The 11,819-nt window shown below is 64.4% G+C and carries 11 protein-coding genes and 1 tRNA gene; 9 read left to right on the forward strand and 3 right to left on the reverse strand.

What is annotated here, in order from left to right:
* Window positions 1–7 precede the first annotated feature (7 nt).
* Together AC1DMS_RS16860 and AC1DMS_RS16865 are read right to left on the reverse strand one after the other, a co-directional pair.
* On the reverse strand, window positions 8–670 hold the full coding sequence (locus AC1DMS_RS16860; protein ID WP_015866564.1) for a methionine ABC transporter permease: 663 nt from the start codon (window positions 668–670) through the stop codon (window positions 8–10).
* Window positions 663–1,535: a methionine ABC transporter ATP-binding protein gene (locus tag AC1DMS_RS16865; protein WP_015866565.1), complete on the reverse strand. Its 873-nt coding sequence runs from the start codon at window positions 1,533–1,535 to the stop codon at window positions 663–665. Before AC1DMS_RS16865 ends, AC1DMS_RS16860 begins: the two co-directional genes overlap by 8 nt.
* Before the next feature lie 242 nt (window positions 1,536–1,777).
* Here AC1DMS_RS16865 and AC1DMS_RS16870 point away from each other — a divergent pair, with 242 nt between their 5' ends.
* From AC1DMS_RS16870 to AC1DMS_RS16910, 9 genes are all read left to right on the forward strand, one after another.
* Window positions 1,778–2,599, forward strand: coding sequence for a MetQ/NlpA family ABC transporter substrate-binding protein (locus AC1DMS_RS16870; protein ID WP_478181446.1), 822 nt, complete (start codon window positions 1,778–1,780; stop codon window positions 2,597–2,599).
* Window positions 2,600–2,803: 204 nt separating this feature from the next.
* Entirely contained in the window at window positions 2,804–4,012 is a 1,209-nt protein-coding gene (locus tag AC1DMS_RS16875) for a Fic family protein (RefSeq protein ID WP_015866567.1), read from the forward strand.
* A gap of 136 nt (window positions 4,013–4,148) precedes the next feature.
* A protein-coding gene (gene prfB, locus AC1DMS_RS16880) for a peptide chain release factor 2 (protein WP_125964635.1) occupies window positions 4,149–5,253 on the forward strand; the annotation gives its coding sequence in 2 pieces (ribosomal slippage) (window positions 4,149–4,229 and window positions 4,231–5,253; 1,104 coding nt in all).
* Window positions 5,254–5,256: 3 nt separating this feature from the next.
* The gene (locus tag AC1DMS_RS16885; protein ID WP_062366100.1) at window positions 5,257–5,946 is read left to right on the forward strand and encodes an HAD family hydrolase; all 690 of its coding nucleotides are present in this window, start codon (window positions 5,257–5,259) and stop codon (window positions 5,944–5,946) included.
* A complete protein-coding gene (gene pepN, locus AC1DMS_RS16890) occupies window positions 5,930–8,644 on the forward strand; it encodes an aminopeptidase N (protein WP_478181447.1) in 2,715 nt (904 codons plus the stop codon). Before AC1DMS_RS16885 ends, pepN begins: the two co-directional genes overlap by 17 nt.
* Entirely contained in the window at window positions 8,625–9,470 is an 846-nt protein-coding gene (locus tag AC1DMS_RS16895; protein WP_478181448.1) for a hypothetical protein, read from the forward strand. The genes pepN and AC1DMS_RS16895 overlap by 20 nt, the downstream gene beginning before the upstream one ends.
* A gap of 52 nt (window positions 9,471–9,522) precedes the next feature.
* The gene (locus AC1DMS_RS16900; protein ID WP_015866572.1) at window positions 9,523–10,536 is read left to right on the forward strand and encodes a class 1 fructose-bisphosphatase; all 1,014 of its coding nucleotides are present in this window, start codon (window positions 9,523–9,525) and stop codon (window positions 10,534–10,536) included.
* Between the two features lie 25 nt (window positions 10,537–10,561).
* Window positions 10,562–10,637 (forward strand) — tRNA-Thr (locus AC1DMS_RS16905).
* 86 nt (window positions 10,638–10,723) lie between these two features.
* On the forward strand, window positions 10,724–11,224 hold the full coding sequence (locus AC1DMS_RS16910) for a DUF4124 domain-containing protein (RefSeq protein ID WP_478181449.1): 501 nt from the start codon (window positions 10,724–10,726) through the stop codon (window positions 11,222–11,224).
* Between the two features lie 146 nt (window positions 11,225–11,370).
* Here the strand turns inward: AC1DMS_RS16910 and AC1DMS_RS16915 are convergent, their stop codons facing one another.
* Complete coding sequence (locus tag AC1DMS_RS16915) at window positions 11,371–11,685, reverse strand: XRE family transcriptional regulator (protein WP_423838433.1); 315 nt, start codon at window positions 11,683–11,685, stop codon at window positions 11,371–11,373.
* Between the last annotated feature and the right edge of the window lie 134 nt (window positions 11,686–11,819).

An 11,819-nucleotide genomic window follows, 5' to 3' on the forward strand; every position in this document is an offset into this window, starting at 1 on the left:
AAGAGATTCAACGCTTGTCCAGCCTGCGCGCCGTGGTGTTGCCCACGAACTGCAGGATCTGCACCAGCACCACGAGCAGCGCCACGGTGAGCACCATCACGTCGGTCTGGAAGCGGTAGTAGCCATAGCGGATGGCCAGGTCGCCAATGCCGCCGCCGCCCACCACGCCGGCAATTGCCGAGTAGGAGAGAAAGCTCACCGCCAGCACCGTGAGCGCCAGCACCAGGCCCGAGCGGGCCTCGACCACCAGCACGCGCCAGACGATCTGCAGCTCCGAGGCGCCCATGGCATGCGCCGCCTCGATCACGCCGCGCGGCACTTCGCGCAGGCACTGGTCGACCAGCCGCGCGAAGTACGGAATGGCCGCGAACGACAGCGGCACCGCGGCCGCCAGCGGGCCGATGGACGTGCCCGCGATCACCCGCGTGAACGGCACCAGCGCCACCAGCAGGATGATGAAAGGAAACGAGCGCACGGTGTTCACGATCCAGTTGAGCACCAGGAACGCCGGCTTGTTCTCGAGCGACTGGCCCGGGCCCAGCAGGAACAGCAGGATGCCCAGCGGCCCGCCGATCAGCACCGCGGCCGAAAGGCCGATGGCCAGCATCATGAAGGTCTGGCCCGTGGCCACCCACAGCTCGGGGAGGATGGGGGCGATGTTCTCAAACATAGGCCACCTCCTGCGGGCTGCGCTGCAATGACGGCGGGCGCGGCGCGATGGGTTCGCGCGCCTCGCGTTCGCGGCGGCGCACCAGCTCGTCGATCTCGCGGCCCAGCGCGGTCTTGCGCTCTTCGCTCGGCGCATCGACCACAGCGAACTGCTCCACCAGCCGGCCCTTCTCCAGGATGGCCACGTTGCGGCACAGCACCTCGACCACCGAGAGCTCGTGCGTGACGATCACGATGGTCACGCCGATCTTCTGGTTGATGTCGCGCAGCGTCTCGAGCAGCGCGCGCGTGGTTTCGGTGTCCAGCGCCGAGGTGGGCTCGTCGCACAGCAGCACCTGCGGCCGCGGCGCCAGCGCGCGCGCAATGGCCACGCGCTGCTTCTGGCCGCCCGAGAGCTGGGCCGGGTAGGTGTCGATCTTCTCGGCCAGGCCCACCAGGGCCAGGCATTCGCGCACGCGGGCGTCGATCTCGGCCCTGGAATGGCGGCCGTGGATCTTCAGCGGGAAGGCCACGTTGTCGAACACCGTGGCGTTCTGCAGCAGGTTGAACTGCTGGAAGATCATGCCGATGTTCTGGCGTGTGCCCCGCAGTTCGCGGCGCGAGAGCGTGGTGAGGTCGCGCCCGCCCACGAAGACCTGGCCCGCATCGGGCCGCTCCAGCAGGTTGATGAGGCGCAGCAGCGTCGACTTGCCCGCGCCGCTCTTGCCGATCAGGCCGAACACGTCGCCCTGGTGGATGTCGAGCGAGAGCGACTGCACGGCGTCGAACACCTCGCCGCTCGGCAGTGCGAATGACTTCTGCACGGATTGAAGACGGATCACGGGCTGCGCGTTGCCGCGGCCCGCATCGGACGGAGGGTTGCTCATAAAAAAGGCAGCGGCGGGCGCGGAGCCGGCCGCAAAGGTTCGCGAAAAGGGGCCGAGTATGAAAACAAAGGCGTCAAAAGGGAACGAACAAATCGGCTCGTGCTTATGCTTGAAAACACATAAGACCTCGGATTGAGGGTTGCGCATTGCCATATCGATATGAAGATTCGTTCGTTCCCAAACGTGCCGGGCAATGCCACATTCGCGCCTTCTTTTTTTGTTGTGAAACGCACATCCGATCTATGCAGAACCTCTTTCGCCGCCGCAGCCTCGTCCTTGCCACGCTGGCCGCCTCCCTCATCTGCGGCAGCGCCGCCTTCGCGCAGGACAACGGCACCAAGAACACCGTCAAGGTCGGCATCTCGGTCGGCAGCGCCGAGCAGGTGTTTGAGGTGGTGAAGAAGGTGGCCGCCAAGGACGGCCTGAACATCCAGCTCGTGGTGTTCAACGACTACCAGCTGCCCAATGCCGCGCTGGCCTCGGGCGACTTGGACGCCAACGCCTTCCAGCACCAGCCCTTCCTGGACAACCAGAACAAGGCGCGCGGCTTCGACATCGTGCCCGTGGGCCTCACCATCACCGCGCCGCTGGGCTTCTACTCGCGCAAGATCAAGACGATCGACCAGCTGCCCGACGGCGCGGCGGTTGGCATCCAGAACGACCCGTCGAACGGCAACCGCGCCCTGCTGCTGTTGCAGTCGGCCGGCCTCATCACGCTGAAGCCCGAGGCGGTGAAGAACAACACGGCCACGCCGCTGGACGTGGTGAGCAACCCCAAGAAGCTCAAGCTCGTGCCGCTCGACGCCGCCCAGCTCCCGCGCTCGCTCGACGACCTGGCGATTGCCGCCATCAACAACGACTACGCCGAGAAGGCCGGGCTGTCGCTCAACAAGGACGCTGTGATCAAGGAATCGGCCAAGAGTCCGTATGCCAACCTGATCGCCGTGCGCCGCGCCGACAAGGACAAGCCCTGGGCCAGGCGGCTGGTGGCGGCCTACCAGTCGCCCGAGGTGAGGAGCTTCATCGAGACGCAGTTCAAGGGCTCGCTCGTCCCCGCGTTTTGATCCAAACGCAGATTCCCCCTTGCCCCCTGTGCGCCCGCGCCGCGCACAGGGGGCTTTTTGCTTCTACGGCGGGTTGCCATCGATGACCTCCTCCGGTATTCCAACCAGAACTACAACCGGAAAATCATCGCGATCAGTTTTTCAGTAACTTATTGAATTTAAAAGGCTTTCATCCTAAACTGACCAGAACTTAAACCGGAATCCATGTCCGTCAATCCCGCACCTTTGCAGGTCTACGACCAACCTCATCAGTTCGAGCCATTGCTGCCAACGCAAAAACTCGGCGAACTGAGCGAAATCACGCGCCGAATATTCGAGAAGTCGTCCGAGATGAAAGGCTCCGCAAGTCCGCAAGCACGGGCTGCGCTGCGCGAGATCGTCCGATCGATGAACTCGTACTACTCGAACCGCATCGAGGGACAAAGCACACATCCCGTGAACATCGAGCGCGCGCTGAGCAAAGACTTTTCCGACACGCCGGACGTCGCCAGACGGCAGCGTGTCGCACTGGCACACATCGACGCCGAACGGGAACTGGAAGAAATCGTCACCACCGAAGCGGGCGCACTGAGCAGCGGCTTCCTGAAACAAGCGCACGAGAACCTGTACCGCCGCCTCCCGGAACCCGATCGCCTCACCGATGACGGTCGGGTCATCATTCCCGGAAGCCTCCGCACGCATGACGTCGCGGTGGGCCGCCACCAGCCGCCAGCGTGGAAATCGATCCCTCGGTTTCTCAAGAGGATGGATGAGGTCTACGGTGGCCTCAAGGGCATCGATGCTGTGATCTACACCATTGCAGCCGCACATCATCGAATGGCCTGGACGCATCCCTTCGAAGACGGAAACGGGCGTGCCATCCGGCTGCAGACCCATTGCGCCCTGCATTTGATGAGCGGCGGCCTCTGGTCTGTCAATCGCGGCCTGGCTCGCCAGCGCGACCGCTACTTCGAAATGCTGGACAACGCGGACAGCGCAAGGCAGGGAGATCTCGACGGGCGGGGGAATCTCAGCGAAAAAATGCTCTGGGAGTGGTGCCGCTACTTCCTCGAACTGTGCGAAGACCAAGTCAGTTTCATGGCTTCGATGCTCGACCTTTCCAAGCTCAAGGACCGCATGCGCGCCTACTTGCTGGTGCGCGGCGCGACGGAGGGCATCACGGAATATCGCGAGGAGGCACTGCTGCCGCTGCATACGATTGCCGTTGGTGGCACGGTGTCGCGCGGAGAGTTCATCCGGATGACCGGACTGGAAGAGCGAACGGCCCGAAAAGTGATTTCTCGATTCATCAAGGACGGACTTCTGAAAAGCGACAGCCATCGTTCGGAGCTGAGCATCGGTTTTCCGCTGGGCTCGCTGAACATCCTGTTTCCGAACCTCTACCCCGAGGCGGCAACGGCGGTGCTGGAATAGGCCGCACCGAATGCGGGAACCGCCCCCATCCCAACCTTCCCCCGGAAGGGGAAGGAGCAATACAGGGGCTCTGCAGGGCGGGTTATCGGTCCGTGAGAAAATGCCGGGTTTCCCCCGAACACAGTCAGGACACCCCATGGACGCAGAACAAATCAACCAGATCGGCGCAACGCTTGCAGACCTGAGCGCCCGGACTGCGGATTTACGGAGGTATCTTTGACTACGATGCCAAAGCCGAACGCCTGAGGACGGTCAACGCGTCGCTCGAAGATCCCAACGTCTGGAACGACCCCAAGAAGGCCCAGGAACTGGGCCGCGAGAAAAAATCGCTCGACGACGTGGTCGTCACGCTCGACCGCCTCACCAGCGGCCTGTCGGACAACACCGAGCTCTACGAGATGTCGAAGGAAGACGGCGACATGGACGGCTTGCAGTCCATTGCCGATGACGCCGCCGCGCTCGAAGCCGACATCAAGCAGCTCGAATTCCGCCGGATGTTCAACAACCCGGCCGATCCGCTCAACGCCTTCGTCGACATCCAGGCCGGCGCAGGGGGCACCGAGGCCTGCGACTGGGCCAGCATGCTGCTGCGCCAGTACCTGAAGTACGCCGAGCGCAAGGGCTTCAAGACGCAGATCGAGGACGAAACCCCGGGCGACACCGCGGGCATCAAGGGCGCGACCATCAAGGTCGAGGGCGACTACGCCTTTGGCCTCTTGCGCACCGAAACCGGCGTGCACCGCCTCGTGCGCAAGTCGCCGTTCGACTCGTCGGGCGGGCGCCACACCAGCTTTGCCTCGATCTTTGTCTACCCGGAAATCGACGACTCCATCGAGATCGAGATCAACCCGGCCGACGTGCGTACCGACACCTTCCGCGCCAGCGGCGCGGGCGGCCAGCACATCAACAAGACCGACTCGGCCGTGCGCCTCACGCACATCCCGACCGGCATCGTGGTGCAGTGCCAGGACGGCCGCAGCCAGCACAGCAACCGCGACGTGGCGTGGAAGCGCCTGCGCTCGCGCCTGTACGACCACGAGATGCGCAAGCGCCAGGAAGAGCAGCAAAAGCTCGAGGACAGCAAGACCGACGTGGGCTGGGGCCACCAGATCCGTAGCTACGTGCTGGACAACAGCCGCATCAAGGACCTGCGCACCAACGTCGAAGTCTCGGCCACGCAGAAGGTGCTCGACGGCGACCTCGACGTGTTCATCGAAGCCTCGCTCAAGCAGGGCGTGTAAGCGATGAGCCTGAAGCACGGGAAGGTCGAAGCCTTCATCTTCGACATGGACGGCACCATGATCGACTCCATGCCGTGGCATGCGCGCTCGTGGGTGGAGTTTGTCGAACGCCACGGCCTCACGCTCGACGTGACCGACATCCTTGCGCGCACCACGGGCCGCACCGGCGCCGAGTGCATGCGCGAATTGTTCCAGCGCGAGCTTTCCGACGCCGAGTGCCTGGGCCTGGTGCACGAGAAGGAAGAAATCTACCGCGCCATGTTCAGCGACAACTTCACCGAAGTGGCCGGCTTCACCGCCTTTGCCAAGGCCGCCGTGGCACGCGGCCTGAAGGTGGCCGTGGGCACCGCCGGCGACCGGCACAACATCGAGTTTGCGATGTCGCGCCTGAAGATGGACCCGTTGCCGCTGGCCATTGTCGGCGGCGACGAAGGCTTTGCCGGCAAGCCCACGCCCGAGATCTTTCTGGAAGCCGCGCGCCGCATCGGCGTGGCGCCCGAGCGCTGCATCGTCTTTGAAGATGCGCCCTTCGGCATCGAGGCCGCGCGCCGCGGCGGCATGCGTGCCGTGGCCGTGTGCAGCACCCATTCCGCCGCCGAGCTTGCCGGCCCCCATGTGATTGCCGCGGTTCGCGACTACGACGAACTCGCCCATTCGAATTTTCTGGAGACACTCGATGCTGCTGCAGCGTGACGCCCAAGGGCAACCGATTGCCATTCGCCGCGAAGACTATGCCGCTCCGGCATTCTGGATCGACACCGTCGACCTCACCTTCGACCTCGACCCCGCCAAGACCCGCGTGCTCAACCGCATGCAGCTGCGCCGCAACCCCGACGCGCCGGCCCAGCCGCTGCGCCTGGACGGCGACGAGCTGAACCTGGCGCGCGTGCTGGTCAACGGCCAGGGCGCATCGTTCCGCATGGAAGGCGACCAGCTCGTGATCGACGGCCTGCCCGATGCTTTCGAGCTCGAGATCTTCACCACCTGCTGCCCCATCAAGAACACCAAGCTGATGGGCTTGTTCGTGAGCGAAGACACTTTCTTCACGCAGTGCGAGGCCGAGGGCTTCCGCCGCATCACCTATTTTCTCGACCGTCCGGACGTGATGGCGATGTACACCGTCACGCTGCGCGCCGCCAAGGCTGCGTATCCGGTGCTGCTGTCGAACGGCAACCTCGTCGAGCAGGGCGATCTGCCCGAAGGCCGCCACTTTGCCAAGTGGGTCGACCCCTTCAAGAAGCCCTGCTACCTGTTCGCGCTGGTGGCCGGCAAGCTGGTGGCGCGCGAGCAGCGCATTACCGCGCGCAATGGCAAGGAACACCTGCTGCAGGTGTACGTGCGCGCCGGCGACCTCGACAAGACCGAGCATGCGATGAACTCGCTGGTCAACTCCGTGCTGTGGGACGAAGCGCGCTTCGGCCTGCCGCTGGACCTGGACCGCTTCATGATCGTGGCCACCAGCGACTTCAACATGGGCGCCATGGAGAACAAGGGCCTGAACATCTTCAACACGAAGTACGTTCTGGCCAACCAGGCCACCGCCACCGACGCCGACTACAGCAACATCGAAAGCGTGGTCGGCCACGAGTACTTCCACAACTGGAGCGGCGACCGCGTGACCTGCCGCGACTGGTTCCAGCTCTCGCTGAAGGAAGGCCTCACCGTCTTCCGCGACCAGGAATTCAGCCAGGATCTGTGCGCCGACGCCTCGGCCCGCGCCGTCAAGCGCATCGAGGACGTGCGCGTTCTGCGCACCGCCCAGTTCCCCGAAGACGCCGGCCCCATGGCCCACCCGGTGCGGCCCGACAGCTACATCGAGATCAGCAACTTCTACACCGTCACCATCTATGAAAAGGGTGCCGAGGTGGTGCGCATGATGCAGACGCTGGTCGGCCGCAAGGGGTTCGAGAAGGGCATCACGCTCTACTTCGAACGCCACGACGGCGAGGCCGTGACCTGCGACGATTTCGCCCAGGCCATTGCCGACGCCAACCCCGATTCGGAACTCGCCCGCCTGCTGCCGCAGTTCAAGCGCTGGTACAGCCAGGCCGGCACGCCGCGCCTGGCCGCCCACGGCGTGTACGACGCGCAGAACCGCAGCTACACCCTGAGCATTGTCCAGAGCTGCCCGCCCACGCCGGGCCAGCCGACCAAGGAACCCTTCGTCATTCCGGTGAACATCGGCCTGCTCGACGCCAGCGGGCGCGAACTGCCGCTGCAGCTCGAAGGCGAAACCGAAGTGACGCGCGGCGCGCCGGGCACACCCTGCACGCGCACCGTGGTGCTCTCGCGCGCCGGCGAGCAGATCACCTTCGTCGGCCTTGACGCCGAGCCCGTGCCTTCCATCCTGCGCGGCTTCAGCGCGCCGGTGATCCTCGACTTCGAATACACCGACGCCCAGCTGCTCACCCTGCTGGCCAACGACCCCGACCCCTTCAACCGCTGGGAAGCCGGCCAGCGCCTGGGCCTGCGCGCCGCGCTGCAGGGCATTGCCGCGCTGGCCACCGACACCACCCCGGTGCTGAACGACGCCTACCTGGACGCCATGCGCAGCGTGCTGCGCAACCCCAAGCTCGATGCCGCCTTCAAGGAACTGGTGCTCACGCTGCCTTCGGAAACCTACATCTCCGAGCAGCTCGACGTGGTCGACCCGCAGCGCGTGCACCTGGTGCGCGAAGCCATGCGCGCGCAGCTGGCCACCACCCTCTTTTCGGCCTGGCAACAGGTCTACGAAGAAAACCACGACACCGGCGCCTACACGCCCGACCCGACCTCGTCGGGCCGCCGCGCGCTGGCCGGCATGGCGCTCAGCTTTTTGTGCCTGGCGGCGCGCGTTTCGGGCGACACCGTGTGGCCCGGCAAGACGCTGCAGCGCTTCAAGGACGCCGGCAACATGACCGACCGCTTCAACGCGCTCAACGCGCTGGTGTCGTCGGGCCACACCCTGGCCGCGCAGGCGCTCGCGCGCTTCCACGCCCTCTTCAAGGACGAGGCGCTGGTCATCGACAAGTGGTTCTCGCTGCAGGCCGGCGCGCCCGACCGCGGCGGCGACATCCTGCCGCTGGTCAAGCAGCTGATGAAGCACCCGGACTTCTCCATCAAGAACCCCAACCGCGCCCGCAGCGTGATCTTCAGCTACTGCAGCGCCAACCCCGGCGCGTTCCACCGCCCCGACGCGGCCGGCTACGTGTACTGGAGCGAGCGCGTCATCGAGCTGGACGCCATCAACCCCCAGGTGGCCGCCCGCCTCGCCCGCGCCCTCGACCGCTGGAGCAAGCTGGCCGAGCCGTACCGCAGCGCCGCGCGCGAAGCGATCGCCCGCGTGGCCGCCAAGCCCGACCTGAGCAAGGACACGCATGAGGTGGTGACGCGTGCGCTGGCCGGCAACTGAACGACGCCCGAAGCGGCCCGCGCTCGCGGCGGTGCTGATGCTCTGCGCGGCGCTCGCCGGCTGCGCGGGCGGCAGCAGCTCGCGGCAGCCGTGGATCAAGTCTTCGCAGCTGGCCACCCTGCCCGGCTCGACCGTGCAGGTGGTAGCGCCCGATACCGGCATCGGCGTGGAAAACGATCCCGCAGCAGGCTCAAAGCGCATGCGAGCCGTGGGCGCCGGCTTGTCGGCGATTCCCGGCGTGGGAATCATTGGCGCCATGGCCCTCGGTGGCGCGGCCGGGGCCGCCAACCAGGGCTACCAGGCATCGCTTCAGGAAGACAGCGAGTCTCGGTCGGCCCTCTATCTGGCGGTCATGGGAAGCTATGAACTGGCGCCTCAACTCGGCGCGCGCCTTGAAAAGGCATTGCGCACCAGCCCTCACTATCGCGACGCCACCTACCAGCCCCCCACCCGCGATCAGTTCAGGGGCTACCCACTGAACGCCGGCAATGCCCAAACCGTGGTCGAAGGCTGGGCTAGTGTTTCCGACGACGAGGACCAGGCCGTCGTGCGCGCCAATGTGCTCATCGGCTCTGCCGACAAGCGAACGCTCTGGCACGAGTATTCGTACCGCTCGACCGTGTCGCTGTCGGACCTCGTCGGACCTTCGCTGAAACAGGAACTGCGCGGCAAGGACGCCAATACGCAGCGCAGCACCCGCCGCGCGCTGTGGCTGGCAAACCAGGGCAAGCTGCTCAACGAAGGGCTCGCCAAGGCGGCCACCGACGTTGCAACGCGCATCGCCTACGACCTCGGCGCCCCCTGGCCCGAGGACAACGCCGACTGACCCCGGCCAACCACGACATCGCAACCGAACCCCATCCAGGAAGCAGAACCCTATGGCTCAACAAAAGATCTCCCTCACCCGCTACCTCGTCGAACAGCAGCGCGCCGACGGTCTCATTCCCGGCCAGCTGCGCCTTTTGCTCGAAGTGGTGGCCCGCGCCTGCAAGAGCATCAGCCAGGCCGTCAACAAGGGCGCGCTGGGAGGAGTGCTCGGCACCGCCGAGAGCGAAAACGTGCAGGGCGAGATCCAGAAGAAGCTGGACATCATCGCCAACGAAGTGCTCATCGAAGCCAACGAATGGGGCGGCCACCTTGCGGCCATGGCCAGCGAGGAAATGGACAGCATCTACGTGGTGCCCAACCGCTACCCGCAGGGCGAATACCTGCTGATGTTCGACCCGCTCGACGGCAGCAGCAACATCGACGTGAACGTGAGCATCGGCACCATCTTCAGCGTGCTGAAGAAGCCCGACGACACCCCCGGCGTGCAGGAAGCCGACTTTCTGCAGCCCGGCACCCAGCAGGTGGCCGCCGGCTACTGCATCTACGGCCCGCAAACGACGCTGGTGCTCACCGTGGGCAACGGCGTGGCCATGTTCACGCTCGACCGCGAGCAAGGCAGCTTCGTGCTCACGCAGGAAGACATCCAGATTCCGGCCGATACGAAGGAATTTGCGGTCAACATGAGCAACATGCGCCACTGGGACGAGCCCATGAAGCGCTACATCGACGAATGCTTGGCCGGCAAGGAAGGCCCGCGCGGCAAGGACTTCAACATGCGCTGGATTGCCAGCATGGTGGCCGACGTGCACCGCATCCTGATGCGCGGCGGCGTGTTCATGTATCCGTGGGACAAGCGCGAGCCCGAAAAGGCCGGCAAGCTGCGCCTGATGTACGAGGCCAACCCCATGAGCTGGCTGGTCGAGCAGGCCGGTGGCGCGGCCACCAACGGCAAGCAGCGCATCCTGGAGCTGCAGCCCACCAAACTGCACGAGCGCGTGAGCGTGATGTTGGGTTCGCGTAACGAAGTCGAGCGTTTGACCAAGTACCACGCCGAAAAGGCCTGACGGTGTTGCTATAATCCGAGGCTTCGCCGGTGTAGCTCAGTCGGTAGAGCAGCTCATTCGTAATGAGAAGGTCGGGTGTTCGATTCATCTCTCCGGCACCAAATGAAAAGCCCCGTTGCTATCAGGACGATAGCGACGGGGCTTTTTTCTTAGGCGATGTAGTAGCCAATGTAAGAGGATTTGAGGCATGACTCTGATGCTGTCGCATTCCACGCCGATTCCTACCCGCCATGCGCTTTGGCGCCCGCTGTGCTTGGCCACTGCCCTGTTGGCCATCGCGATCTTCCCAGCCGCGGCGCAACACCCGGTCTATCGCTGCGAGACGAACGGCAAGGTCAGCTACTCGGACGCCCCATGCGTCGGGGCCAAGGTGATCGACGCAACACCCACGCAAGGCATGGACAAGATGAGCGGGCAGTCCCGCAAAGGCCGCGAGGTGCAGCGCGAAGAGTTCAATACGACCTTCGACAACGCACTCCGTCCGCTCCATGGCCGCTCGCATGCCGACATGGACCTGATGCGTCGCCGCGTCAAACTGCCCAGGGACGATCAGGCCCAGTGCGCCAATCTCGACAATCGTCTATCCCAACTGGAGTCGGACGCAGCGGGAGCATCGGGCGAAGCAAAGGCTCGTGCCGATGTCGACCTTTACAAGGCCCGCAAGCGATTCTTCGATCTGAAGTGCTGAAACGCGCTTTGCACGCTCGGCATCCGGGCGGCAAGCACCGCCGTCCACTTCGCCGGAGTGAGGGCCGCCGCATTCCGCTCTTGATCATGTCCCACTCCACGTCGTAAGACCCGCTCGCGAAAGGCTGTCTGATCCAGGTCGCCAGGCTATATACGAGCGATGCCTTCGACATCATCGATCTCGGCCAGTTTGGTGATCTTCACGGCACCATCGGGGAAGCGAGCCACGATTTCCAGTTCGCCGCCCATCGCCTCGATGTGGCTACGCAGGGTCGAGAGGTACATATCCGTGCGTCGCTCCAGCTTTGCAATCGATGGCGGCTGCACATGCAAAACATCGGCGAGCATCTTCTGAGACAGGTTGCGCGCTTGACGAAGTTCGTGGAGCGGCATTTCTGCCAGCATTTCCAGCACCTTGGTGTTGGAACGTGCCTGAACATCGGGCTTCATTTTCGTCCGCAAGTCTGCAAATTTCTTAGCCGTTGATCAGCCCTTCCTTTCGAAGTTGTTCAAGGTGTTCGTCATAACGGCGATCACAGAGATGCAGTTGCGCGGTCGCTTGCGTAAGGCCGCCGCATCGATCGATCTACGCGACA

This window comes from Variovorax sp. 05T418 (assembly GCF_056396385.1).

Bases quoted from the DNA above. Each gene is read 5' to 3' on its own strand.
- AC1DMS_RS16860 (WP_015866564.1), bottom strand. From the start codon at position 670: ATGTTTGAGAACATCGCCCCCATCCTCCCCGAGCTGTGGGTGGCCACG.
- AC1DMS_RS16910 (WP_478181449.1), top strand. From the start codon at position 10,724: ATGACTCTGATGCTGTCGCATTCCACGCCGATTCCTACCCGCCATGCG.
- AC1DMS_RS16875 (WP_015866567.1), top strand. From the start codon at position 2,804: ATGTCCGTCAATCCCGCACCTTTGCAGGTCTACGACCAACCTCATCAG.
- AC1DMS_RS16885 (WP_062366100.1), top strand. From the start codon at position 5,257: ATGAGCCTGAAGCACGGGAAGGTCGAAGCCTTCATCTTCGACATGGAC.
- AC1DMS_RS16900 (WP_015866572.1), top strand. From the start codon at position 9,523: ATGGCTCAACAAAAGATCTCCCTCACCCGCTACCTCGTCGAACAGCAG.
- AC1DMS_RS16865 (WP_015866565.1), bottom strand. From the start codon at position 1,535: ATGAGCAACCCTCCGTCCGATGCGGGCCGCGGCAACGCGCAGCCCGTG.
- AC1DMS_RS16870 (WP_478181446.1), top strand. From the start codon at position 1,778: ATGCAGAACCTCTTTCGCCGCCGCAGCCTCGTCCTTGCCACGCTGGCC.
- pepN (WP_478181447.1), top strand. From the start codon at position 5,930: ATGCTGCTGCAGCGTGACGCCCAAGGGCAACCGATTGCCATTCGCCGC.